The organism is Tenacibaculum sp. AHE14PA (assembly GCF_019278465.1).
GTDB lineage: Bacteria > Bacteroidota > Bacteroidia > Flavobacteriales > Flavobacteriaceae > Polaribacter > Polaribacter bernardetii.
The window spans coordinates 2,037,114-2,062,582 of record NZ_CP058983.1 but is presented as its reverse complement, the minus strand read 5'-3'; the positions used below and the strand labels follow the sequence as shown (position 1 = coordinate 2,062,582).

The following is a 25,469-nucleotide window of genomic DNA, read 5'->3' as shown; positions in this document are numbered from 1 at the left end:
TTAGTGAATAGAGGTTAGAAAAAAAATCAATAAAAATGAGAGAAATAAAATTCAAGTTTGAAGATTTGAAAGTGTATCAAAAAGCACTTGAATTTGTCGATTTTTCTTATGAAACATCAAATAATTTTCCAGATACAGAACGTTATGGGTTGAAATCTCAATTTAATAGAGCAGCTGTTTCTATTGTATTAAATATTGCTGAAGGTTCAGCAGATACAGACAAACAGTTTAATAGATTTTTGCAAATAGCATTAGGTTCTACAAATGAATGTGTTGTTTGTGTTTCTATTGCAAAACGACAAAATTTTATTTCTGAAGAATCTGAAAATGAAATTCGTGAAAAATTAGTAGAACTTTCAAAGATGATTATAGGTCTACAAAAATATTTGCGTAACAAAAATACTAACCTCTAAAAACTAACTACTATCGACTTTTCTGAATATTTTAGACTCGTTTTTACAGATTATACACTTCGAACAATTACTATTGGTACTGCAATTTTAGGCGCTATTTGTGGTATGCTAGGTAGTTTTGCAGTGTTAAGAAAACAAAGTTTATTGGGCGATGCAATTTCACACGCATCATTACCTGGTATTGCCATTGCATTTTTAATTACAGGCACAAAAGATACTAATATTTTGTTACTAGGAGCTTTGATAAGTGGATTAATAGGAGCTTTTTGGATACGCGGAATTGTAAAAAACACACACTTAAAAACAGATACTGCTTTAGGTCTTATTCTTTCTGTTTTCTTCGGATTCGGAATGTTACTTTTAACTTTTATTCAGAAATTACCAAACGCAAATCAATCAGGTTTAGATAAATTTCTATTTGGTCAGGCAGCAACATTGTTAATTAAAGATGTTTGGTTTATGGCTATAGTAACGGCTATTTGTTTAGTGGTATTATTACTTTTTTGGAAAGAATTTAAACTCTTATTATTTGATGCAGATTATGCAAAAACCTTAGGTTTTAATATAAAATTTATTGATGCTTTAATAACCTGTTTCATCGTATTAGCAATTGTTTTAGGATTGCAAACAGTAGGTGTTGTTTTAATGAGTGCTATGTTGTTGGCGCCAGCAGCAGCAGCGCGTCAATGGACAAATAGTTTAAGCACGATGGTGGTTTTAGCAGCTGTTTTTGGTTTGCTTGCTGGAGTTATTGGTACAGGAATTAGTGCAAGTGAATCTAATTTATCTACAGGACCTGTAATTGTGTTAGTTGCCGCAGTATTTGTAGTGTTTTCATTTATATTTTCACCTTCAAGAGGATTGCTTTTTCGTCAAATTCGTTTTTTAAAAAATAGAAGAGATTTACAATTACATAAAACCCTGTCTTTTATGTTTGATTTGGTAAAAACACACGAAGATAAATCGCATCCGCATGCGGTGAAAATATTAAACAACTTTCAAGGGTATACCAGAGGTACTTTAAAAGAATTAGAAGAAAAAAAATATATAAAAGTGCAAGGTAAAATGTGGTCGATGACGGAGGAAGGATACCAGTTTGCAGGTAATTTGTATAATCAACATGTAGAAAATGAGTAGTGCTCAGATAGAAATACAATTAATAGCAAGTTTAGTAGCAGTAGCTTGTGCAATACCTGGTGTGTTTTTGGTATTACGGAAAATGGCCTTAATTAGCGATGCTATTAGTCACTCGATTTTACCTGGTTTGGTAATCGGTTTTTTTATTACACACGATTTAAATTCTCCTTTATTGATTTTAATGGGAGCCTTATCAGGAATTTTAACCGTGGTATTGGTTGAGTATATTCAGAAAACAAAATTGGTAAAAGAAGATACGGCAATTGGTTTAGTTTTTCCGGCATTGTTTAGTATTGGTGTACTTTTAATAGCCAAAAACGCAAACGATGTTCATTTAGATGTAGACGCTGTTTTATTGGGTGAATTGGCTTTCGCACCGTTTGATAGATTAATAATTAACGGAACAGATATCGGACCTAAATCATTATGGATCATAGGAACAATATTGGTAATTACCTTAGGCCTTTTAATCGCTTTTTTTAAAGAGCTAAAAATAAGCACGTTCGATGCTGGTTTAGCAACTGCCTTGGGCTTTTCGCCAATTGTAATTCACTACGGGTTAATGAGCGTGGCATCTATAACAACCGTCGGAGCTTTTGATGCAGTCGGAGCAATATTAGTTGTAGCTTTAATGATTGCGCCAGCGGCAACCGCTTATTTATTAACGAATGATTTAAAGAAAATGTTAGTTTTTTCAGGGTTATTTGGCGTGTTTTCGGCTATTTCGGGTTATTGGGTAGCGCATTGGCTAGATGCTTCAATATCTGGATCTATGATTAGCATGCTTGGTTTAGTTTTCTTCTTTGTGTATTTATTGGCTCCCAAAAGAGGGTTGATTTCAGTAATTTACAGAAACAGGCAACAACAAAAAGAAGTGCAATTGCTTACTTTTTTGTTGCACTTAAATAATCATACTGAAAAAAGAGAAAGACATATTAATCATTTAAATGAGCATATAAATTGGCATAAAATAAAAGCAAAATCCGTAGTAGATTTAGCTAGAAAAAATAATATGATTGTTATAGAAAATCAAATTATATCACTTACCAAAAAAGGGAGGGCTTTTACCGAAAAGGCAATAGATTATATTATAACAAACGACGATTCTAAGATCGAATCAATGAAAAAAGATTTCTTTTTATTTAGAGGGTAAGTAACAATATTTCTGTTCTCTTCTTTCTTTTTTTCTTTAAATAGGTTACTTTGCATAAAAAAATAACCTGTGCAAAATTCTTCTAATTTTGAGGTGTACAATGCTTCTGCTGGTAGCGGAAAAACGTTTACACTTGTAAAAGAATATCTAAAAGTTTTATTGAGTTCTGATGATATTTTTACTTTTCAGAAAATATTAGCGATTACATTTACCAACAAAGCAGCTGGTGAAATGAAAGAGCGTGTGTTAGAAAATTTGCAAGAATTCTCTGAAGGAAAAGAAAACGATTTGTTTGAAATTATTATCAATGAAATTAAAATTGATAAACAAACTGTTATAAGTAGAAGTAAAAAAATATTAGATGCTGTTTTACAAAACTACTCCGCTTTTTCAATTACTACGATTGATAGTTTTACCCATAAAATAATTAAAAGTTTTGCGTACGATTTAGGATTGTCGCTAAATTTTGAGGTTGAAATGGATGCTGTTTCTTTATTAAATGAAGCTGTTGATGTATTGATTTCTAAAATTGGAACTGATAAAGATTTAACGAAATTATTAATTGATTTTTCACTTGATAAAGCAGATGATGATAAATCGTGGGATATTTCGTTGGAGCTTAATGAGTTTTCTAGAATTTTATTAAATGAAGACGATACGAATCATTTTAGAAAGCTGGCGGATAAAAAGCTAGCTGATTTTACCAACTTAAAAACTAAACTTTCTAAATATCAAAAAGAGATAAAAAAGCGATTTATAGAAATTGGGAGTCAGGGAATAGCGATTATAGAAACGGAACAAATAAATCATAAAGATTTTTATCGCTCTATGTTGCCGAATCATTTTTTGGCGTTGTCTCAAAATCCAGAGAAAGCAAAGTTTTTCGAAGATTCAAAGCTTCGCGAACGTATCGAAGAAAATAATTTTTATGCAAAGTCAAAATCAGACGATATAAAAAATGCCATTGAAAGCATTTTGCCTGAATTGTTGAATTTATACAGTCAATCAGAGGAATTGTATCAGCAATTTTTAATGAACAAATTGGCATTAAAAAGTATCATTCCGTTAGCTGTTTTAAATCATATTAATTTAGAGTTAACACATATAAAAGAAGAAAATAATATTCGATTAAATGCTGAGTTTAATCAATTAATTTCTGACAATATTAAAGATCAACCAGCGCCGTTTATCTATGAAAGAATTGGGCAACGGTTTATGCATTATTTTATTGATGAAATGCAAGATACATCAGTGTTACAATGGCAAAATATAATTCCGTTAATCGACAATGCATTAGCACAAGAAAAAAGTAATTTATTGTTGGTAGGTGATGGTAAACAAGCTATTTATCGCTGGCGTGGCGGTAAAGCAGAGCAGTTTATTTCTTTAGGATCGGATGTTGAGAATCCGTTTCATGTTCCGAAAGAAATAAAAACACTAGAGACTAATTATAGAAGTTATACAGAGGTAATTGATTTTAATAATCAATTTTTTCAGCACACGTCAAATTTTCTTCAAAATGAAAATTACAAACAATTATTTATTGAAGGAAATAAGCAGTTAACAACTGCAAAGAAAGGCGGATACGTTTCGTTGTCTTTTTTAGATAAGGAAGAAGAAAAAGAGGATGAGGCTTTAAAATATCCGAAGAAAATATTAGAAACCATTAAAAGTTTAGAAGCCGATTTTTCTTTAAATGAAATTTGTGTATTAGTCCGTAAGAAAAAAGACGGAATTGCAGTGGCAAATTATTTATCTGAAAACGGAATTAACATTATTTCTTCAGAAACGTTGTTGTTGCAAAATAGCTCGAAAGTAAATTTTATTGTTGCTGTTTTACAGGTAATTCAGCATCCGAATGATAAAGAAGCATTGTTAGAGGTTTTGTATTTCTTACACGATCATTTAGAGCTGAAAACGGAAAAACATGCTTTTATATCAGCAATGATTCATCAGCCGAATGATGCAATTTTTAAAGAGTTATTAAGTTATCAAGTGTCTTTTGAGTTGACACATTTTCATCAATTACCGTTTTATGAAAAAGTAGAGGAAATCATCCGAAGTTTTAAATTGATAAATTCTTCAGATGCCTATGTGCAATTCTTTTTAGATGTGGTTTTAGAGCAACAACGAAAAGGAACGAGTATTCAGGAGTTTTTAGATTTTTGGGAAGATAAAAAAGCAAATTTAAGCATTGTGGCTCCCGAAAGTGGAAACGCCGTTCAGGTTATGACGATTCATAAATCGAAAGGACTAGAATTTCCGGTGGTTATTTTTCCGTACGATTTAGAAATTTATCGACAAATAAATCCGAAAATTTGGTTAGATGATTTACCTGCCGACTTTGAAAATTTTAAGGAATTATTAGTGCCGTTTAATAAAGATTTAAAAGCTATAAACGATCGAAGTTTAGAAATATACGATCAACAAAGAGAAGAATTAGAATTAGATAATTTTAATCTTTTGTATGTTGCTTTAACGCGTTCTGTAGAGCAGTTGCATATAATTACCGAATATAAAATTACGGCTAAAGGAGAAGAGAATGTTAATTTTTATTCAGGAATATTTATCAATTATCTAAAAGAAAAAAATCTATGGAATAATGATCAGTTAGAATACTCTTTTGGAAATTTAACAAGAATAAGTGAACGTAAAGAAATCACTTCTTTAGCAGCGATTCAGGAAGAATTTATATCTACGCCTTGGCAAGAGCACAATATTCATATGTTGGCAAGTGCTTCAAAACTGTGGAATACCGAGCAAGGAAAAGCAATTGAGTTTGGAAACTTGATTCACGAAATGATGGCGAAAATTACAACCCAGCGCGATGTAGAAAAAATAGTGAATCAATACGAGCAACAAGGTGTAATAGATAAAGAACAAGCAAAAACGATTAAAACAGATATTAATAAAATAGTAAATCATTCAGAATTGCAGCATTATTATTCACAAGAAGTAACTATATATAATGAGCGTGAAATTGTTGATGTTGATAATCAGATTTTAATTCCCGATCGATTGGTGCTTGATACGAATAATGCAGTAACTATTATCGATTATAAAACAGGAAAACCATCCAAGAGTTATCATCAGCAATTATTACGATACGAACGTGTGTTAAAATCGATGAATTTTAAGGTTGATAAAAAACTACTTATATATATTAATGAAGAAATTTTGGTTGAAGAAGTTTAACAATTAACTTTGACCTTTTAAATATAAATACCACATCGATTGTAGATGTAAATAAAATATAAATTATGTACGGAAAAATAAAAGAACAACTACAACAAGAAATTCAAGAGATTAAAGACGCCGGATTGTATAAATCAGAACGTATTATTACATCTTCTCAAGATGCTGCTATAAAAATAGCCACAGGGGAAGAAGTAATTAATTTTTGTGCAAATAATTATTTAGGATTGTCAAATAACCCAGAAGTAATTCAAGCAGCAAAAGACACTATGGATACGCATGGTTTCGGAATGTCATCTGTTCGTTTTATTTGTGGAACACAAGATATTCATAAGGAGCTTGAAGCAAAAATTGCAGAATTTTATACAACAGAAGACACTATATTGTATGCTGCTGCTTTTGATGCAAATGGTGGAGTTTTCGAACCGTTGTTAACAAAAGAAGATGCTATTATTTCAGATAGTTTAAACCACGCCTCTATTATAGACGGAGTTCGTTTGTGTAAAGCAGCTCGTTACCGTTATGATAATAATGATATGAGTTCTTTAGAAGCACAGTTGATTGAAGCAAATAAACAAGAACACCGCTTTAAGATTATTGTTACTGACGGAGTTTTCTCTATGGATGGAATTGTAGCAAAGCTTGATGAAATTTGTGATTTGGCCGATAAATACGATGCAATGGTAATGGTCGATGAATGTCATGCTACAGGTTTTATCGGTAAAACAGGTCGTGGTACTGTTGAACTTAAAAATGTAATGGATCGTGTTGATATTGTAACTGGTACTTTAGGAAAAGCACTTGGTGGTGCAATGGGAGGTTACACAACAGGAAAAAAAGAAATTATAGAAATATTACGTCAGCGTTCACGTCCGTATTTATTCTCAAACTCATTAGCGCCATCTTTAGTAGGAGGTGCATTAAAAGTTTTTGATCTAATATCAAACGATACTTCTTTAAGAGATAAGTTAGAGTGGAATACCAATTACTTTAGAACAGAAATGGAGAAAGCAGGTTTTGATTTGGTTGGAGCAGACGCGGCAATTGTTCCAGTGATGTTATACGATGCAAAACTTTCTCAGAATATGGCAAATAAATTATTAGAAGAGGGTATTTATGTGATAGGTTTTTTCTTTCCGGTTGTGCCGAAGGAAAAAGCAAGAATACGCGTGCAATTGTCCGCAGCACATGAAAAAGAACACCTAGATAAAGCTATAAAAGCTTTTATAAAAGTAGGGAAAGAGCTGGGAGTGATTTAAATATCTTAAACGAAATCTTGCACTTATTGTAAGTTTTTGTAGATTTGCTTTTGTAAATAAGTTTTAACAACTTACATTTGCTAAATATATAAACGAACTTTTAATTTAAATTTTTTATAATGAAACAAATCAAATTAGCTGTGATAGCTTTGTTTACGTTCGCTACTTTAGGGACGGTAAACGCACAAGATTCTGACAACCCATGGGCTGTAGGATTTGGAGTTAACGCTGTAGACGTTAGAATTCCTTCTGAATTTTCAGATTATGCAAAAGATTACATTGGTACTAGTGACTGGAATGTACTTCCATCAATATCTAGAATTACTGTAGGAAAATACTTAAACGAAGGTTTTACTTTAGAATTAGCAGGATCTATAAACAAGATTGAAACATTCGCTAGTGAAAATGATATGGATGAACTTTACTGGGCTATTGATGCTAACGTAAAGTATGACTTAAATAACTTAGTAGGTGAAACTTCTTGGTTTGATCCTTATGTATATTTAGGGGGTGGTTACACTTCTTTAGCTGATCAAGGTGAAGGGATGTTAAATGCAGGTTTTGGTTTCAATACTTGGTTTAACGATAACTTAGGTTTAAACTTTCAAACTGGTGGTAAAAAAGAATTTAGTGATAATGTACAAGACCATTTCCAACATTCAGTTGGTTTAGTGTTTAAATTTGGTGGTACTGATACTGATGGTGACGGTGTTTTCGATAAAGATGATGCTTGTCCAGAGGTTGCAGGATTAAAAGAATTTAACGGATGTCCTGATACTGATAATGACGGAATTAAGGATGCAGATGATGCATGTCCAGAAGTTGCTGGTTTAGCAGCTTTAAACGGATGTCCTGATACTGATGGTGATGGTATTGCTGATAAAGACGATGCTTGTCCTACAGAAAAAGGAACTAAAGCTAACAACGGATGTCCTGATACTGATGGTGACGGTGTAGTTGATGGTAAGGATAAGTGTCCTGCAGTAGCAGGTCCTGCAGCAAACGCAGGTTGTCCTTGGCCAGATACTGATGGTGATAGCGTTTTAGATAAAGACGATAAATGTCCTAATGTAGCAGGTGTTGCTTCTAACAACGGATGTCCAGAAGTATTAATTACTAAGGAAGCTGAAAAGAAATTAAATGATTTCGCAAGAGCTATTTACTTTAACTCAGGAAAAACATCTTTTAGAGCTGGAGTTTCTGGTAAATTAGATTTAATTGCTGCGATCATGAAAGAATATTCTAAAGCTAAATTTAGTATTCAAGGTCACACAGATAGTCAAGGTAGAGCTGCTAGTAACAAAAAATTATCAGAAAGAAGAGCTAAGGCTGTTTTAGATTATTTAGTTGTGAAAGCTGGTATTTCTGCTGATAGATTAGTGTCTGCTGGATTTGGTGAGGACTATCCAATCGCTGATAACAAAACAAGAGCTGGAAGAGCTCAAAACAGACGTGTTGAAATTAAATTAACAAAATAATTTAGTTAAAACGTAAGTTTTATAAAATGCCTCACAAATGTGAGGCATTTTTTTTGTTCAATATTTTTAGTAAAAATAGCGTGAAACGTTTTTTAAATTCCACTAAAAAAATTACCTTTGCACTTTGAAAAATGAGCTAAAGCTTACATAGCAAATTAAATAACTTTAATTACATATAGTAATGTCTACAATAACAGGTAAAGTTTCTCAAATTATTGGTCCAGTTATCGATGTTGAGTTTAATACAGAAAATGCTGAATTACCAAAAATTTACGATTCATTAGAAATTAAAAAAGCTGATGGTTCAATTTTAGTATTAGAGGTTCAACAACATATAGGTGAAGATACAGTTCGTACCATTTCGATGGATGCGACAGATGGTTTAAGTAGAGGTACAGAGGTGATCGCTACAGGAAGCCCAATTCAAATGCCTATAGGAAGCGATATTTATGGTCGTTTGTTTAACGTAACAGGTGAAGCTATTGACGGATTAGGTAATTTACCTAAAACTGGTGATGCAGGATTATCAATTCACCGTCAAGCACCAAAATTTGAAGACTTATCAGTGTCAACAGAAGTGTTGTTTACAGGTATTAAGGTAATTGATTTAATTGAACCGTATGCAAAAGGAGGTAAAATTGGATTATTTGGTGGAGCAGGAGTAGGTAAAACCGTATTAATTCAGGAGTTAATTAACAACATCGCAAAAGGGCACGGAGGTTTATCTGTATTCGCTGGTGTAGGCGAAAGAACTCGTGAAGGAAACGATTTACTAAGAGAGATGTTAGAGTCAGGAATTATCAAGTATGGTGATGACTTTATGCACTCTATGGAAGAAGGAGGATGGGATTTATCTAAAGTAGATAAGCCAGGAATGAGAGACTCTAAAGCTACTTTCGTATTCGGACAAATGAATGAGCCGCCTGGAGCACGTGCACGTGTTGCTTTATCTGGTTTAACAATTGCAGAATATTTCCGTGATGGAGCAGGAGAAGCACAAGGAAAGGACGTTCTTTTCTTCGTAGATAATATCTTCCGTTTTACACAAGCAGGTTCTGAGGTATCGGCATTATTAGGTCGTATGCCATCAGCAGTAGGATACCAACCAACATTAGCTACAGAAATGGGAGCAATGCAAGAACGTATTACTTCTACTAAGAAAGGTTCTATTACATCTGTACAAGCAGTTTATGTGCCTGCAGATGATTTAACAGATCCAGCACCAGCAACAACGTTTGCTCACTTAGATGCAACGACAGTATTATCTCGTAAAATTGCAGAATTAGGTATTTATCCTGCAGTAGATCCATTAGATTCTACTTCAAGAATTTTATCTGCTGAAGTTTTAGGAGCTGAGCATTATGATACAGCAACAAACGTAAAAGAAATTTTACAACGATATAAAGAATTGCAAGATATTATTGCGATTTTAGGTATGGAAGAATTGTCTGAAGAAGATAAATTAGTAGTTCACAGAGCACGTCGTGTACAACGTTTCTTATCTCAGCCTTTCCACGTAGCTGAACAGTTTACAGGTATTCCAGGATGTTTAGTAGACATTAAAGATACTATTAAAGGGTTTAACATGATTATGGATGGAGAATTAGATAAATATCCTGAAGCAGCGTTTAACTTAAAAGGATCAATTCAAGAAGCAATTGATGCGGGAGAGAAAATGTTAGCTGAAGCATAATTCAAGTAACAATTAACAATAATTAATTCTATTGAAATTATGTTTTTAGAAATTGTAACTCCAGAAGCTATCTTGTTTTCATCAGAAGTAGATTCTGTTACTGTACCAGGTATTGACGGTGAATTTCAGATGTTAAATAATCACGCACCAGTTGTGTCTATTTTAAATAAAGGAACCGTAAAAGTACACGTACATACGCAAAATCACTTAGTTTTTGATGATTTACATGGCAGTATAGTAAGTTTACCAGAAGATGATAAAGTGTTAACTTTAGCTATCAAATCTGGAACTTTAGAGATGAAAGATAATAAAGTAATTATCCTAGCAGATTAATTACTTAAACATCATAAAAAAAAGCCAAACGTAAAGTTTGGCTTTTTTTGTTTTATAAAGAATTTTACTATCTATTTTAATTACCTTTGTACTAATGAATACAGTATTTTTATTTATAGGAGGTCCAGAGATTTTTGTAATCTTGTTATTAGTCGTTATGTTATTCGGAGCAGACAAAATTCCAGAAATAGCTAGAGGATTAGGAAAAGGTATACGTCAAGTTAAAGACGCTACAAATGATATAAAAAAGGAAATAAACAACAGTGCCAAAAATCAAGGTATAGATACCGACTTCGTAAAAGATATTAATAAAGAAGTTAATAAAGTTAAAGACAATATTGATGATTTTACGGGACCTATAAAGCGTAGGTAGTAAAAATTATTTAACTCTACTTATTGTTAAGCCATCTCTTATCGGCAATAAAACAGTTTCTAAGCGGCTATCTTCATTAAGCTTCTTATTATATTCTAAAAGAATTTTAGTGTCAATATCTTTGGGGTTTAATTCTTCAACTACCTTTCCACTCCAAAGTACATTGTCAGATAAAATAACACCACCGCTATTCATTTTCTCAATAATTAAATCGAAATAATTTAGATAATTTGATTTATCAGCGTCAATAAAAACCAAATCGAATTTAGTGTCTAAAGTCGGGATAATATCAATTGCATTTCCAATATATTGATGGATCTGATTTTTGTAATCTGATTTTTGAAAATAAGTAGTTTGTAGCTCTTCTAATTCTTCATTCTTATCAATAGTATAAAGATTTCCATTTTTTGCTAAACCTTCAGCTAAAGACAGTGCAGAATAGCCCGTGTAAGTACCAATTTCTAAAATAGACTTCGGGTTAATTAATTTTGAAATCATCGATAATACTCTTCCTTGAAAAGCACCGCTTAACATTCTAGGGTTTAATACTTTTTGCCAAGTTTCTTTAGTTAATTCTTGTAATATTTTTGGCTCTTGCTGTGAGTGATTAACAACATAAGTATCAATTTTTTCAGGAAGAAAATGCATGCTTTTATTTTTTAGTTCAAAGGTATAAAAAAACGGAACTCATTATAAAATAAATTCCGTTTCAATCTTAAAAAGAATTGTATCAATTTAACTGACGTAATTTTTCTTTAAGTATGTCTTTATCTTGGTTTGATAAACACTTTGTTTCACTTTTACAATTAGCAGCTTTCATTTTAAAAAGATCTGACATTTTACTATTTTGCGTAGTATATGTTTTGCATATTTTACAAACTATTAGGTGCCAATTAAGCTGTATTTTTTCATAAAATGATGCTTCTCCATATTGTGCTTTATCACAAATTGTAGTTGCTTCATTACATGTTAATTTAAATTTTTTAAACATTACCTCTTACTTGTTAAACCAATTTGTTTCCATACAGCTCCTTAACTGCGTTCTTGCTCTGTGGATGATTACCCATAAATTTGACGGAGTGATATTTAGTTCCTTACAAATTTCCTCAGTCTCAAATTCTTGTATGGTTTTCATTCTGAAAACCATAGCATATTTTTCCGGTAATTTATCTATACAGCTATCTAATTGAGATTTCAATTCAACGTTTTCAATACTTTTATCAATCTCATTATCCCAAGATTGTGGTACACGTTCTTCAATCCAATCTCCTTCATTTTCACCATTTTCATAAAAATTCATCCTAACTTCAGCTTGTCCTTTTTTAGAATTTATTTTTCGATAATGATCTATTACCTTTCTTTTTAATATAGAAACCAACCAAGTTCTTTCACTAGCTTTACCTTGAAAGTTTTTAGCAGATTTAAGTCCAGCAAAAAATGTTTCTTGAACTAAATCTTTAGCGATATTAGAATCATTTACACGTGCAACAGCATAATTAAATAAATAATCAGCATAAGCATCTACCCAGTTATTTGGAGATAAAGTGTTGGATTTGTTTGTTTGGTTCATTGCCCCAAATATAAGTTATTTTTTATTTAATGAAACCTCATATATTCTGCTTAATCCATTAGCGTTACTATTTATAAAATTAATGGTTTCTTTCATCGTTTTTCTTGATTTAAAGCTTTTTGGGATCGTACTTTTACTTGTAGTGTAGTATAGCATATTAGTGTTTGAGTCAACAAACGGACAGTAATCTAATTTTTTACTATTAATTTCTTTTCCTAAATGTTTTGCAGGCAACCAATTGTTATTATTATCTTTTCTACTGATGTATAAATCGCCTTGACCTAAATCGTCTTTTCTTCCGTACGATGTAAATATAATATAGCTTTCATCTGGAGCTACAAAAGCATTGAATTCATATTTTTCTGAATTTACATTAGTACTTAATGAAACAGGTGTTGTATATTTATTATCAATAAACCTACTTACATAAATGTCTTCTTTTCCTTTTGAGCTAGCGTAAGAAGCAGTAAAAAACAAATCACCATTATTTGTAACCGACGGATAAAATTCATCCGCTACAGTATTAATTACTTCGCCAACGTTTATAGGTTTAGACCAGTCATCAGTTATTGATTTCCTTACAACATACCAAATATCAATATCTTTTTTAATTTCATTTGAAGTATTATTTTTTCTGTTGGAAGCAAAAAATAATCTTAATCCATCTGGTGATAAAAAAGGTTCTAAATCTTTATATTTCCCTGAAAAAGCTACCGTTTCAGGTTCAGTCCACAAATGATTTATTTTTTTTGAAAATGCTATAAATGAGTATTCTTTGGTATAGCTTTCTACAGTAAAATAAAATTCATCACCAGTATTATTTAGAGAAAAATCCCTAACATTAGGTAATCCGTTAAATAATTTAGGTAAGAACATTTTAGCTTCTTGAGCATTGATGTTTTGAAAAAGTAATAGAAAGATAATTAATATTTTTTTCATTTTATTTTTTTAAAGATTTGCAGTCGGTTTTTCGTCTCATATCTACCAAGTAAATTATCTTCCATTTTCCGTTATCATTGAATAATTGAAAAGAGTTTGCGCCACAATGGCTAAATTTATCATTTAAATAAAATTCATAATTAATCCAAACAGAAGCTAAATTACCATCAATATGAATTTGCCAAGAAAGAATTTTTTCTAAATAAGTATGTTCACTTTTTTTATTCGCAATTCCTATTAGTAATTTTTCTCTACTATTGGTTACTAATTTTTTATTTTCCTCTTTATCCGTAAAAGTAGTCTGTATTTTAATTGTTGAATGTAAGGTTGAACTAACTAAAGTACTATCACCCTGATGAAGTCCGTCAAAAAAAGTTTCAATAGTCTTTTTTATAGCGATGTTTTCTGTGGTGTTTTGGGCGTTAACAACGGTAGTAAGAATAAAAATAATAAATAGTGTAATTATCTTAGGCATGATAGTTTGGCTTTTAAAAAAGTGAAATTATTAAAAACGAACTCAGTTATAATATAATTAACAGAAGATTAACGACTTCAGTAAATATTATCTAATCTCTTAGGAACTTAAATTTAAGAGATAATTCAAGCGAATAATTGCGTATTTTTACAATCAAGAAAATTTAAAACAATGTCAGTAGCTAAAAAACAATATAAAAGAGTAACAACGAAGTCTTTAGTGGATATGAAAGCAAACGGAGAAAAAATCTCTATGCTAACTGCTTATGATTATACGATGGCAAAAATTGTAGACGGAGCGGGAATTGACGTTATTTTGGTAGGTGATTCGGCATCAAACGTAATGGCGGGACATGAAACAACCTTGCCTATCACTTTAGATCAAATGATTTATCATGCAAGTTCTGTGGTAAGAGCTATTGAGCGTTGTTTAGTGGTGGTAGATTTACCTTTTGGTAGTTACCAATCAGATCCTAAAGAAGCATTGCGTTCTGCCATTAGAATCATGAAAGAGTCGGGAGGGCATTCAATAAAATTAGAAGGTGGTAAAGAGGTAAAAGATTCTATCAAACGTATTTTAAATGCTGGTATTCCGGTAATGGGACATTTAGGATTAACACCTCAATCTATCTATAAATTCGGAACCTATACAGTAAGAGCAAAAGAAGAGGAAGAAGCAGAACAATTAATAAAAGATGCTTTAATGTTAGAAAGAATAGGGTGCTTTGCGCTTGTTTTAGAGAAAGTGCCAGCTGGTTTGGCTAAAAAAGTAGCGGATGCGCTTACAATACCTGTTATTGGTATTGGAGCCGGAGCAGACGTAGATGGACAAGTATTAGTTACTCATGATATGATTGGAATGACACATGAATTTAATCCGCGTTTTTTACGTAGGTATTTAGATTTATACTCAGAAATGACAGGCGCTTTTCAAAATTATATAGCCGATGTGAAATCGCAAGATTTCCCTAGCGAAAAAGAACAATATTAAACTGAAAAGCCTTCTGAAAAGAAGGCTTTTTTTTATCAGATAAAAAATGAAAATACTTCACTTAGATTCAAATCACCCTTTGTTATTAGAGCAGTTAAGTAATGCAGGTTTTACGAATGAAGAAGATTATAAGTCTACAAAATCAGAAATTGAAGCCAAAATTCATCGCTATGACGGAATCATCATCCGAAGTAGATTTTCTATTGATGCCACTTTTTTAGATAAAGCAACCAATCTTAAGTTTATTGGTAGAGTAGGTGCTGGTTTAGAAAATATAGATTGTGACTATGCCGAGAAAAAAGGCGTGTATTTAATTTCGGCTCCCGAAGGAAACAGAAATGCCGTTGGTGAGCATACTTTGGGAATGTTATTATCACTTTTTAATAAGTTGAATAAAGCAGATAAAGAAGTTAGAAATGGTAAATGGTTGCGAGAAGAAAATCGCGGAATTGAACTCGACGGAAAAACAGTTGGTTTAATTGGCTATGGTAATATGGGGAAGTCTTTTGCAAAAAAACTTCGTGGTTTTGATGTAGATGTAATCTGTTACGATATTAAACCCAATGTTGGTGATGAAAATTGTAAGCAAGTTTCATTAAAAGAATTGCAAGAAAAAGCAACTGTTTTGAGTTTGCATACTCCACAAACAGCTTTAACGATGAACATGGTTAATGCTGATTTTATCAATGCTTTTTCGAATCCTTTTTGGTTATTAAATACGGCAAGAGGAAAATCGGTAGTTACAGCCGATTTAGTGGATGCTTTAAAATCTGGTAAAATATTAGGTGCAGGCTTAGATGTTTTAGAATACGAAAAAAAGTCATTCGAAAATTTATTTCAAAAAAATGTAATAACTAATAGGTCATCTCGAGCGGAGTCGAGAGACGAGATGCCAGAAGCATTTAAATATTTAATAAAATCAGAAAATGTATTGCTTTCTCCACATGTAGCAGGTTGGACAGTTGAAAGTAAAGAAAAACTAGCACAAACAATTGTAGATAAAATAAAATCAAAATTTTGTTAACTTGTAGCTTTTAAAATCAGATAGCATGAAATACGAAGCCAATTCACCTGAAGAATATATTGCACAAGTTCCTGAAGAGCGACAAGCAGTTCTAGAAAAATTACGAAGCACTATTAAAAACAGTCTTCCCAAAGGTTTTGAAGAAGGTATGAGTTATAACATGATTGGCTATTATGTACCGCATGCCCTATATCCAGATGGTTATCATTGTGACCCTAAATTACCACTGCCGTTTATAAGTATTGCTTCACAGAAAAATTCAATCAATTTATATCATATGGGTTTGTATGCTAAACAGGAATTATACGATTGGTTTGTTGCTGAATATCCGAAGCATTGTAAACGTAAATTAGATATGGGTAAAAGTTGTATTCGATTCAAGAAAATAGAAGAAATTCCGTTTGATTTAATCAAAGAACTCTGTACAAAAATGACCGTTAAAGAATGGATTGCTATTTATGAATCAGCTATAAAAAAGAAATAATGAAAAAAGGTAAAGTTTTAGGAATAGGCGGTGTGTTTTTTAAAACCGAAAACGTATCAGAAACCAAAGATTGGTATAAAAACAACTTAGGTTTTAATACAGATGATTGGGGTTGTACTTTTTGGTGGAAAGATAACGAAGGAAAAAAAGCATCTACACAATGGAGTCCGTTTACAAAAGACACTAAACATTTTCAGCCATCAGATAAAGATTTTATGTTCAACTATCGCGTAGAAAATTTAGTAGAATTATTAGAAGAGCTAAAAACAAAAGGAGTGCAGGTTTTAGGCAAGATAGAAGAGTATGATTATGGTAAGTTTGGTTGGATTATAGATTTAGACGGAAATAAAATTGAACTTTGGGAGCCAAAAGACGAAGCTTTTTTATAAATTCGGCATCAACTAATTATTAAAAACAAAAAAAATGAATGTAATTGATGAAAATGGAAAACCAGTTCCAACTCAAGAAAGTAAACGAATTTTAGCAGGTATTCTAGCAATAGTAATTGGATCATTAGGTATTCATAAATTTATCTTAGGGTATACAAAAGAAGGTATTATTCAAGTTGTATTAACGTTTGTAACTTGTGGTTTTGCTTCTTTAGTGCCTTTTATAGAAGGAATTATCTATTTAACAAAATCTGATGAAGAGTTTATTCAAACATACCAAGTAAACCAAAAAGGTTGGTTTTAATCTAAAAAAGAAACACTTTATTTAGATTATAAAAAATAAAAAGCGCCAATATTGGCGCTTTTTTATGTTTAATGAAAATTGTAATTATTTTTTTCTAAAAGCTAATGCTTCTTGCTTTTTTTCTTCATTACGCTCAATTTTATGGTCAGGTCTTGTCCATTTAGGTTTTTCACCTAAGTTTTCAAATTTAGAATCTTTTGCTTCAACCGATTGTGGTTGTACTTTTTTAGTAAATGGTTTTTGAGGATTCATTCCTAGCATTTCAAACATTTTCATGTCTTCATTTACATCAGGATTCGGTGTAGTAAGTAACTTGTCACCTGCAAAAATAGAATTTGCTCCTGCAAAGAAACACATTGCTTGTCCTTCTCTACTCATTTGTGTTCTTCCTGCCGATAAACGTACTTGCGTTTCTGGTAAAACAATACGTGTAGTAGCTACCATACGCACCATATCCCAAATTTCTACAGGCTTTTCATCTTCTAACGGAGTTCCTTCAACAGCAACTAATGCGTTAATTGGTGTAGATTCTGGTTGCGGATCTAAAGTAGATAAAGCAACTAACATTCCTGCTCTATCTGCTGCGTTTTCTCCCATTCCAATAATTCCACCCGAACAAACCGTTACGTTTGTTTTACGAACATTACTAATTGTATCTAAACGATCTTGGTAACCACGTGTAGAAATTACTTCCTTATAATATTCTTCCGATGAATCTAAATTGTGATTATAGGCATATAAACCAGCTTCTGCCAAACGTTGTGCCTGATTTTCGGTAACCATACCTAAAGTACAACAAACCTCCATATCTAGCTTGTTAATGGTTCTTACCATGTCTAAAACTTGGTCAAATTCTGGTCCGTCTTTTACGTTTCTCCAAGCAGCTCCCATACAAACACGAGAACTTCCGCCTGATTTTGCTCTTAAAGCCTGTGCTTTTACTTGTTGAACCGACATTAAATCGTTTCCGTCAACATTGGTGTGGTAACGTGCCGCTTGCGGACAGTATCCACAATCTTCAGAACAGCCACCAGTTTTTATAGATAACAGTGTAGAAACCTGCACCACATTAGGATCATGACTTTTTCTATGCACCGTTGCAGCTTCATATAAAAGCTCCATCATCGGTTTGTTATATATCTCAAGAACTTCTTCTTTCGTCCAATTATGTCTTACTTCACTCATAAATTCAAGTTGTTTGTGTTGTCAAAAATAAAAAAACTAATTGGCTTTTTATTTCTTTTTAGAAGCTATTTCCTGCTTTCGCTACTCGCTTTTTTTAAAAAAATAAAAAAGAGCTCAAACAAACCGCTCTATCAGGGCTAAACTTGTTTGTAAAGAGAGAGTAATTTCTATGTCTTAATAGTTAACCTCCATTCTTTATTGTCAAATTTAGCGGAGTCGAAATTGTTTTAAGCTTAACGAGTTCTCGACTCCGCTCGAACAGACAATTAATAGATCGTGTTTTGATAATAATATCTAAGTCAACGAACTTGTTTTAGGTTCTCATAATGAGTCAACACTGTTTGTTGTAAAGATGCGATTCTGAAATAAATTCAGAATGACGCGCTTGTATCGAGTTCTGAATCAAAACAGTTATTTATTAACTATTTTTATCCGTAGAAAGTAAAGAATTGCTAAAAACAAAAATTCCGCTATGAAAGCGGAATTTTATATTTATTATTTTAAAGTTTAAGAAGGCGAATTATCTTCTTTAGCTTCTTCAATATTTGTAGTCGGTAATTCTTTACCTTTTAAATACTCAGGCAATTCCATACCAGCCATATTAAACATTTCTTGTAAAGGTGGTACTGCTTTGTACATTCCAGAAATAAAGTTAGACGTTGATGATTTACCGTCTTTTCCGCCACCGTTTTCCCAAACAGTAATTTTATCAATCTTAATATTTTTAATAGCTTCGGCTTGTGTTTTAACCAGTTCTGGTAATTTATCAGCAATTAAAAGTAAAACCGCGTCTTTAGAGCTATTACCAGCTGCTTTTACAACCTGATCTAAACCAGCTGCTTGCTTTGTTAAAACTTCATATAAACCTTGTGCTTCTGCTTGTGCTTTAAATAAAATGGCATCGGCTTCACCTTTTGCAATTCTTCTAATATTTTCAGCTTTTGCTTCCGCATCAATTTCAACTTTTCTTTTATCAATTTCGGCAGGAACAATAATATCTGCTAATTGAGAAGAGCGTTCTCTTTCTGCCCTAGCAACTTCTGCATCTTGCTCTGCAGCATACGATTCTTTTAATGCGTTTGCTGTTTGTACTTTTTCTGATGCAATTGCGGTACGTTCTGCTTCTGCTTCACGCTGTCTACGTAAAGAATCTGAATTAGCTACGGCAATCTTTGCTGTGTTTTCTCCTTCTACAGCTTTTGCATTTGCAGCAGCTACCTGACTTCTTTCGTCTTGTACAGCATTTGCTTCACCAATAGAACCATCTCTTGTTTTTTCGGCAACAGATTTACGAGCGGCGTTAATTGCATGTGCAGCGGCTTCTTTACCTAAAGCTTCAATATAGCCAGATTCATCAACAATATCTGTAATATTTACGTTGATTAATTTTAATCCTACTTTCTTTAATTCTGTTTCTACAGACTGAGAAATATTGGTTAAAAACTTATCTCTATCATTGTTAATTTCTTCTATATCCATAGAAGCAACAACTAAACGTAACTGACCAAAAATAATTTCTTGCGCCAAATCTTGAATACTATCTTGATCTAAACCTAACAATCTTTCTGCAGCATTCTGCATAATTCCTGGCTCTGTAGAAACTCCAATTGTAAATCTACTTGGTACATTTACACGAATATTTTGTTTAGAAAGTGCGTTTACTAAATTTACTTCTATCGAAATAGGTGTTAAATCTAAAAATTGATAATCTTGAATTACCGGAAAAATAAATGCGGCTCCACCATGAATACATTTTGCCGATTGGCCACCACCAACTTTACCATAAACTACTAAAATTCTGTCTGAAGGACATCTTTTATAGCGTTTAATTAGAGTGATAAATAAGATAAAAATAAATAGAATCGCAATAATGATTCCGATAGGTCCTGCAAACCCATCAATTTGTAATAATGTTCCTTTTAGCATAGTCAATTTTTATTTTTGAGGTTCAATAATTAATAATCCGTTTGGTGTTACTTCAATTACTTTTATCACAGTTCCCTGTGTTAAATCTGTATCGCAATTTGTAAGCGCCTCTAATTCTCTTAATGAGTTTTGTACTTTAACGTGTACTTTTCCTATTTTAGATTTTTTAGCTCCTACGGTTAAATACACTTCGCCAATAGCGTTTAGCGCATTTTCCATTTTTAAAGTTCCGCTAGAAGTTAATTTACTGATGTAGTAAAATAATGCTGCCATTGCTGTCATCATTAATAATCCACAGAAAATAGAAATAAATAAGGTAATACCTTTTGAGTTTCCTGCATCGATACTTGCAATTCCGCTCCATCCAAAAATGGTGAAAAAAGCAACCATGTTTTTAAAGGTGAAAAATTGAAATCCGGCACCAGTATCGGCATCTATTTCAGCATCAACATCACCTATATCATCAGTATCAGCTCCCACAAAAGTACTTATAAGAACTAATAAAAATATTATGGTTGAACCAATTGTAACAACCCAATACATTTTCTGAAAAGAAGTTAATTCAATAAACCATTCCATCATAAAGCAATTATTTTAATAAGTTACTAAAAGTAAATAAATTGACTGAAAGAAGCACTATTATTTCGTCAATAAAACAGAAACGGCATTCCCGCCAAAACCAACTGCATTTACTAATACTTTAGTTATTTTTTTTGGTTGATTTTGTTTTTTTGCAAACGGAACTTCAATTGCTTTTTGATATTGCAATATAAAGACGGCTAATTCTAAACTAAGTAAGCCAGAAGTACCGAAAGTATGCCCTACTTTCCACTTATTAGTAGTTAAGAAAGGTGTTTTGTTACTAAAAACTTTTTGGATGGCGTTAATTTCTGATGAATCTCCTTTAATAGTTCCTGGTGCGTGCATTACAATAACATCAATTTCATCAGGAGAAATTGTACCTAAAGCCATTTTCATAGATTTCTGAAAACAATCTGCATTTGCGGTAACCGAAGTGTTGTGTTTTAAAACTTCTGTAGCATAACCTACACCTTTAATAAGTGCAACTGCATTTTCTTGAACTCCTTTTTCTAAACAAAAAACGGCTGCAGCTTCTCCTAAAACCATCGTGTTTCGTTTCTTTTCTAAATCAAAAGCTTTACACGGATATTCATCAGTTTCTTTCGAGTACACTTTTAACGCTTGCATTTGGGCAATCGTAAAATTAGTTAAAGAAGCTTCACTAGCACCAATCATAAATTTTTCTGACATGCCTGATTGTAACCAAGCAACGCCGTTTAACAAAGAGTGCAATCCTGTAGAGCAGGTTATTGAATGCGAAATTTCAGGTCCGTTACTTTGTAAATCATGTGCAATCCAAGAAGAAATATTTCCTAATGTAGTGGTTGGCGAACTTAAGGTTGAAGATTTACCGGTTTCTAAAAATTCTTTGTGATATTTCTCAAATAAAGAAGTTGCTCCTCTCGACGAACCAATATTAATTCCGAAGTTATCTTCAGAATTCCAATTTGTTTTTTCAATAGCCTTTCTTGCTACATATAAAGTGTATATAACCGAATCGTCTAAGTTTTTATATTTATTATCTGAATTTCTTATTGCTGTAATAGCAAGTTTATCTTGTTGATTCAAGCTACCTGTCCAAACATTTTCTCTTAGCGTTAAGAAATGTTTTGTATTTAAATAGTTTTCCCAAATTTGCTCAGGAGTACTTCCTAAAGCAGAAATGGAAGCAAAAGAGGTAATAGAAATTGGTTCTTTCAACGTATTAAAGTTTTCACAAAAATAATGGTAAAATCAAGCATTACGAAATAAATAAATATTTATATTGTGAAAAAAAGAGAACAAATGGAAGTGCAAGAACAAAAAAGTTGGTTTGGTAGAAATTGGGGGTGGGTAGTGCCTGTTGGTGGTTGTGGCTGTGGATGTATCGGACTTATTTTATTATTTGTTTTTGGTATTGGCGCTGCGTTTTTTGGTATATCAGAAATGATTACAAATGCTACGCCTGTAGAGTATGCTATAGAACAAGCTTCTAAGAATAAAGAAGTACTTCGTTATTTAGGAGAACCAATTGAAAAATACGGAATTCCATCAGGAAATATATCTATAAACAATGATGAAGGAGATGTTGATTTCTCAATTCCGATTTCGGGACCAAACGGAAAAGGAACATTAATTATTCGCGGAATAAGAACTAATGGCGAATGGATTTATGAAGATTTATATGTGCGTATTAAAGAAACACAAGAAGAAATTAATTTATTAGTTAAAGAAAAGGTTTTAGAAGATATCTAAAACCTTTTCGATAGTGGTGTATACTTTTTGTAACTGCTCTTTTGTAATTACATAAGGCGGTTGAATATAAATGGTATTTCCTAACGGACGTAAAAACACGCCGTCATTCATAAAGTGTTTTAATAATTGGTCTCGTAAAGTACCGTAACGATTCGCATTGGTTTTTAAATCGATTGCTAAAATTACACCTTTAGTTCTTGTAGTTGTTACTTTTGGGTGCTTTTTAATACGTTCTTCAAACGTTTTGTGAGAAGTTATAATAGTTTGAATGCTTTCTTGAATTTCTTTAGATTGTAGTAATTCGATACTAGCCAAAGCAGCGCTACAAGCAATAGGATTTGCTGAATAGGTGTGGCAATGAAAAAAACCTTTTGCAATATCATTGCTTAAAAAAGTACTATAAATTTCTTCAGTACAAGAGGTAATTGCCATTGGCACTAAACCAGCAGTTAAAGCTTTACTTAAACAAATAATATCTGGTTTTGTAGCAACTTCATCCGAAGCAAAATGATTTCCTGTTTTTCCGAAGCCAGTCATCACTTCATCAGCAATCATTAAAATATTATTTTCTTTGCAGAAATTTAAAATCTCGTTTAAATCTTCTGCTTCATGAATTTTCATTCCGGCAGCACCTTGCACTAAAGGTTCGTAAATAAAGCCGGCGATATCATTTTTGACAACGATTTTTTCTAACTGATTTAAAATTTCTTGATTGTTTTTCCCGTTCGGAACAGGAATACGCTCAATATCCATTAAAAAATCTTCAAACGGCCCGTTGTAAGCCGATAAGCCAGAAACCGACATGGCACCGAAAGTATCACCATGAAAACCATCTTCAAAAGCAATGAAAGTAGTTCGTTTTTCGCCTTTATTAAAATAGTATTGCAATGCCATTTTAATAGCCGCTTCTACAGCTGTTGATCCGTTATCGTTAAAGAAAATTCTATTTTGATTATCAGGAAGAATTTTAATCAGTTCTTCGGATAATTTCACAGCAGGTTCGTGTGTAAAATCACTAAACATTATTTGATCTAATGTTTGCATTTGCTGGTAAACACGACTCGTAATAAAATCGTTACAATGCCCAAACATACAAGTATACCAAGATGAAATAGCATCGATATATTCATTGCCATTTTCATCAGTTAAAATACATCCTTTGGCTTTTACAATTCCTAAACTATCTGGATGTGTTTGGTGTTGTTTTAACGGATGCCACAAATGCTTTTTATCTCTTTCTTGAAGTGTCATTTTTTATTTTTTCTTTATACTGATAATAAGTTTAATACTAAATTAGCAAGTATACTTCTTTTTATTATACGACCCTGAAACAAGTTCAGGGTGACGTTATGTTGGTATTTGTGTCTAATTTATTATATGTTTCGTCATGCTGAACTTGTTTCAGCATCGCATCAAAAGTAGTTAATAATCTAATGTTTTTAAAGTAGGATTTAATTCTTTAATTAAATTAAGTTTCCATTCTTTATGCCAATTTTTTAAATGTTTTCTCTAGCAATAGCTTGATTGATATCAGAAAATTCTTCGAAATAAATTAAATCAATAACGTTATATTTTTTAGTAAATTTTGATGCTACGCTTTCTTTATGTTCAATGATTCTTTTAGATAAATTTACTGTAACTCCAATATAAAATGTAGTTCGATATTTATTCGCTAATATGTAAATATAACTTTGTTTCATTGTATTGTGTGACCCTGAAACAAGTTCAGGGTGACGTTACGTTGGTGTTTTTGTCTCGTTTATTGTGTGTTTCGTCATGCTGAATTTATTTCAGCATCGCATGATATTGAAATAAGTTCAGTGTGGCGTTTATAAATTCAATAGCTTTTCTTTAAAAAGCTCGGCGTATTCTCTAACTACATTTTTATCAAAATAAGGTTCTTCATCAATGCGCCCGATTACAGAAACGTTTGTCATTTTTGTGATAATGTCTTCTGTGGTTTTATGTTCATTTCCAGAGAAAATAATAGCAATATCAAAACCTTTTTCTTTTAATAGATTCACTGTTAATAAAGTATGGTTAATGCTCCCTAAATAATGACGAGAAACAATAATTACTTTATAATCGGGTTTGATAATATCTAAAATGGTATCCGAATTATTTAACGGAACTAATAATCCACCAGCGCCTTCTATAACTAAATTGTTATCAGTTTTAGGAGCTGTTATTTTTGATAATTCAACAGTAATTCCGTCTATTTCTGCAGCTGCATGCGGACTCATAGGCGTGTTTAATGCATAGGAGTTTGGGTGAATTATAGTAGCTGAATTAGAAATTAGCTGTTTTATTTTGTGTGAATCTGAAGTTTCTAATTCTCCTGCTTGTATCGGTTTCCAGTAATCGGCTTTTAATGCTTCGGTTATAATTGCAGAAGCAATGGTTTTTCCTACTTCAGTAGAAATTCCGGTAATAAAATATTTTTTCATTTAAAAGATTGTTTTACAATCATTACAAATTAATTTTCTGCTTTCAAAAAAAGGAAACAACATATAGAAAAAGCTTTTTCGTTGTGGTGGAGCAACTAGTATTTTAGAAGAATTGCAGTTTGCACAGTGAATAGTATTACCGTTTTTATCTTTTTCATATACTCTAATTTCATTATAAATAGTTAATGCTTTTTCTAAATCATCATTATGTACTAATAGTTTTACTCCGCCTATTGCTTGACTTATTAAAGGATCAGAATCAATCGTTTTTTCATCCATCAATAAAGTTCTGATGTTATCTGAGTCTAATTTAGATTTAACAAGATGAGCTTCAGTAGAATATTCAAAAACAGTTAAAATAGTGTAATTATCGCGCATAATGTTTT

The 25,469-nt window shown here is 32.1% G+C and carries 28 protein-coding genes; 15 read left to right on the top strand and 13 right to left on the bottom strand.

Annotated elements, in window-relative coordinates:
* Positions 1 to 35: 35 nt before the first annotated feature.
* The 9 genes from H0I30_RS09565 (at position 36) to H0I30_RS09525 (ending at position 11,034) form a co-directional block, all read left to right on the top strand.
* Entirely contained in the window at positions 36 to 413 is a 378-nt protein-coding gene (locus H0I30_RS09565) for a four helix bundle protein (RefSeq protein ID WP_218771637.1), read from the top strand.
* A 12-nt stretch (positions 414 to 425) separates the two neighbouring features.
* Positions 426 to 1,550, top strand: coding sequence for a metal ABC transporter permease (locus H0I30_RS09560; protein ID WP_218773510.1), 1,125 nt, complete (start codon positions 426 to 428; stop codon positions 1,548 to 1,550).
* Complete coding sequence (locus H0I30_RS09555; protein ID WP_218771636.1) at positions 1,543 to 2,703, top strand: metal ABC transporter permease; 1,161 nt, start codon at positions 1,543 to 1,545, stop codon at positions 2,701 to 2,703. The genes H0I30_RS09560 and H0I30_RS09555 overlap by 8 nt, the downstream gene beginning before the upstream one ends.
* Positions 2,704 to 2,772: 69 nt before the next feature.
* Positions 2,773 to 5,898: an exodeoxyribonuclease V subunit beta gene (locus tag H0I30_RS09550; RefSeq protein WP_218771635.1), complete on the top strand. Its 3,126-nt coding sequence runs from the start codon at positions 2,773 to 2,775 to the stop codon at positions 5,896 to 5,898.
* A gap of 65 nt (positions 5,899 to 5,963) precedes the next feature.
* A complete protein-coding gene (kbl, locus tag H0I30_RS09545) occupies positions 5,964 to 7,157 on the top strand; it encodes a glycine C-acetyltransferase (RefSeq protein WP_218771634.1) in 1,194 nt (397 codons plus the stop codon).
* Between the two features lie 119 nt (positions 7,158 to 7,276).
* Positions 7,277 to 8,635, top strand: a complete 1,359-nt coding sequence (locus H0I30_RS09540) for an OmpA family protein (protein ID WP_218771633.1) — start codon at positions 7,277 to 7,279, stop codon at positions 8,633 to 8,635.
* Positions 8,636 to 8,816: 181 nt separating this feature from the next.
* Positions 8,817 to 10,328 carry a F0F1 ATP synthase subunit beta gene (atpD, locus tag H0I30_RS09535; RefSeq protein WP_218771632.1) on the top strand — a complete coding sequence of 504 codons (1,512 nt, stop codon included), beginning with the start codon at positions 8,817 to 8,819 and terminating at the stop codon, positions 10,326 to 10,328.
* Between the two features lie 39 nt (positions 10,329 to 10,367).
* The gene (locus tag H0I30_RS09530) at positions 10,368 to 10,661 is read left to right on the top strand and encodes a F0F1 ATP synthase subunit epsilon (protein ID WP_218771631.1); all 294 of its coding nucleotides are present in this window, start codon (positions 10,368 to 10,370) and stop codon (positions 10,659 to 10,661) included.
* A gap of 94 nt (positions 10,662 to 10,755) precedes the next feature.
* Positions 10,756 to 11,034, top strand: a complete 279-nt coding sequence (locus tag H0I30_RS09525; RefSeq protein ID WP_218771630.1) for a twin-arginine translocase TatA/TatE family subunit — start codon at positions 10,756 to 10,758, stop codon at positions 11,032 to 11,034.
* 6 nt (positions 11,035 to 11,040) lie between these two features.
* Here the strand turns inward: H0I30_RS09525 and H0I30_RS09520 are convergent, their stop codons facing one another.
* The 5 genes from H0I30_RS09520 to H0I30_RS09500 form a co-directional block, all read right to left on the bottom strand.
* The gene (locus H0I30_RS09520; protein ID WP_218771629.1) at positions 11,041 to 11,682 is read right to left on the bottom strand and encodes an O-methyltransferase; all 642 of its coding nucleotides are present in this window, start codon (positions 11,680 to 11,682) and stop codon (positions 11,041 to 11,043) included.
* 82 nt (positions 11,683 to 11,764) lie between these two features.
* Positions 11,765 to 12,025 (bottom strand): hypothetical protein, encoded by a 261-nt coding sequence (locus H0I30_RS09515; protein ID WP_218771628.1) that lies wholly within the window; start codon positions 12,023 to 12,025, stop codon positions 11,765 to 11,767.
* Between the two features lie 6 nt (positions 12,026 to 12,031).
* Entirely contained in the window at positions 12,032 to 12,604 is a 573-nt protein-coding gene (locus H0I30_RS09510; protein ID WP_218771627.1) for a sigma-70 family RNA polymerase sigma factor, read from the bottom strand.
* Between the two features lie 15 nt (positions 12,605 to 12,619).
* Positions 12,620 to 13,543, bottom strand: a complete 924-nt coding sequence (locus H0I30_RS09505) for a hypothetical protein (RefSeq protein ID WP_218771626.1) — start codon at positions 13,541 to 13,543, stop codon at positions 12,620 to 12,622.
* A gap of 1 nt (position 13,544) precedes the next feature.
* On the bottom strand, positions 13,545 to 14,018 hold the full coding sequence (locus tag H0I30_RS09500) for a nuclear transport factor 2 family protein (protein WP_218771625.1): 474 nt from the start codon (positions 14,016 to 14,018) through the stop codon (positions 13,545 to 13,547).
* A gap of 171 nt (positions 14,019 to 14,189) precedes the next feature.
* Here H0I30_RS09500 and panB point away from each other — a divergent pair, with 171 nt between their 5' ends.
* From panB to H0I30_RS09475, 5 genes are read left to right on the top strand one after another with little or no spacing between them, the layout of a single operon-like run.
* Positions 14,190 to 15,008 carry a 3-methyl-2-oxobutanoate hydroxymethyltransferase gene (gene panB, locus H0I30_RS09495; RefSeq protein WP_218771624.1) on the top strand — a complete coding sequence of 273 codons (819 nt, stop codon included), beginning with the start codon at positions 14,190 to 14,192 and terminating at the stop codon, positions 15,006 to 15,008.
* A gap of 46 nt (positions 15,009 to 15,054) precedes the next feature.
* Positions 15,055 to 16,032 (top strand): 2-hydroxyacid dehydrogenase, encoded by a 978-nt coding sequence (locus H0I30_RS09490; RefSeq protein WP_218771623.1) that lies wholly within the window; start codon positions 15,055 to 15,057, stop codon positions 16,030 to 16,032.
* A gap of 25 nt (positions 16,033 to 16,057) precedes the next feature.
* Positions 16,058 to 16,516 carry a DUF1801 domain-containing protein gene (locus H0I30_RS09485; protein WP_218771622.1) on the top strand — a complete coding sequence of 153 codons (459 nt, stop codon included), beginning with the start codon at positions 16,058 to 16,060 and terminating at the stop codon, positions 16,514 to 16,516.
* The gene (locus H0I30_RS09480) at positions 16,516 to 16,905 is read left to right on the top strand and encodes a VOC family protein (RefSeq protein ID WP_218771621.1); all 390 of its coding nucleotides are present in this window, start codon (positions 16,516 to 16,518) and stop codon (positions 16,903 to 16,905) included. The genes H0I30_RS09485 and H0I30_RS09480 overlap by 1 nt, the downstream gene beginning before the upstream one ends.
* A gap of 34 nt (positions 16,906 to 16,939) precedes the next feature.
* Entirely contained in the window at positions 16,940 to 17,209 is a 270-nt protein-coding gene (locus H0I30_RS09475; RefSeq protein ID WP_218771620.1) for a TM2 domain-containing protein, read from the top strand.
* Between the two features lie 84 nt (positions 17,210 to 17,293).
* Here H0I30_RS09475 and bioB read toward each other — a convergent pair whose 3' ends face one another.
* The 4 genes from bioB to H0I30_RS09455 form a co-directional block, all read right to left on the bottom strand.
* Entirely contained in the window at positions 17,294 to 18,394 is a 1,101-nt protein-coding gene (bioB, locus tag H0I30_RS09470) for a biotin synthase BioB (protein WP_218771619.1), read from the bottom strand.
* A 507-nt stretch (positions 18,395 to 18,901) separates the two neighbouring features.
* The gene (locus H0I30_RS09465) at positions 18,902 to 20,320 is read right to left on the bottom strand and encodes a flotillin family protein (protein ID WP_218771618.1); all 1,419 of its coding nucleotides are present in this window, start codon (positions 20,318 to 20,320) and stop codon (positions 18,902 to 18,904) included.
* A 9-nt stretch (positions 20,321 to 20,329) separates the two neighbouring features.
* Entirely contained in the window at positions 20,330 to 20,902 is a 573-nt protein-coding gene (locus H0I30_RS09460; protein WP_218771617.1) for a hypothetical protein, read from the bottom strand.
* A gap of 57 nt (positions 20,903 to 20,959) precedes the next feature.
* Positions 20,960 to 22,102, bottom strand: a complete 1,143-nt coding sequence (locus H0I30_RS09455; RefSeq protein ID WP_218771616.1) for a beta-ketoacyl synthase N-terminal-like domain-containing protein — start codon at positions 22,100 to 22,102, stop codon at positions 20,960 to 20,962.
* A 66-nt stretch (positions 22,103 to 22,168) separates the two neighbouring features.
* On the opposite strand from H0I30_RS09455, the gene H0I30_RS09450 reads away from it, so the two are divergent.
* The gene (locus H0I30_RS09450; protein ID WP_218771615.1) at positions 22,169 to 22,636 is read left to right on the top strand and encodes a cytochrome c oxidase assembly factor Coa1 family protein; all 468 of its coding nucleotides are present in this window, start codon (positions 22,169 to 22,171) and stop codon (positions 22,634 to 22,636) included.
* Here H0I30_RS09450 and bioA read toward each other — a convergent pair.
* From bioA to H0I30_RS09430, 4 genes are all read right to left on the bottom strand, one after another.
* Positions 22,622 to 23,887: an adenosylmethionine--8-amino-7-oxononanoate transaminase gene (gene bioA / locus H0I30_RS09445; protein ID WP_218771614.1), complete on the bottom strand. Its 1,266-nt coding sequence runs from the start codon at positions 23,885 to 23,887 to the stop codon at positions 22,622 to 22,624. The two genes, H0I30_RS09450 and bioA, sit on opposite strands and share 15 nt — an antisense overlap.
* A gap of 245 nt (positions 23,888 to 24,132) precedes the next feature.
* On the bottom strand, positions 24,133 to 24,336 hold the full coding sequence (locus H0I30_RS09440; protein WP_370624092.1) for a GIY-YIG nuclease family protein: 204 nt from the start codon (positions 24,334 to 24,336) through the stop codon (positions 24,133 to 24,135).
* A 129-nt stretch (positions 24,337 to 24,465) separates the two neighbouring features.
* Complete coding sequence (bioD, locus tag H0I30_RS09435; RefSeq protein WP_218771613.1) at positions 24,466 to 25,083, bottom strand: dethiobiotin synthase; 618 nt, start codon at positions 25,081 to 25,083, stop codon at positions 24,466 to 24,468.
* Positions 25,084 to 25,461: a DUF2007 domain-containing protein gene (locus H0I30_RS09430; RefSeq protein ID WP_218771612.1), complete on the bottom strand. Its 378-nt coding sequence runs from the start codon at positions 25,459 to 25,461 to the stop codon at positions 25,084 to 25,086. It lies immediately after the preceding gene.
* Positions 25,462 to 25,469 lie beyond the last annotated feature (8 nt).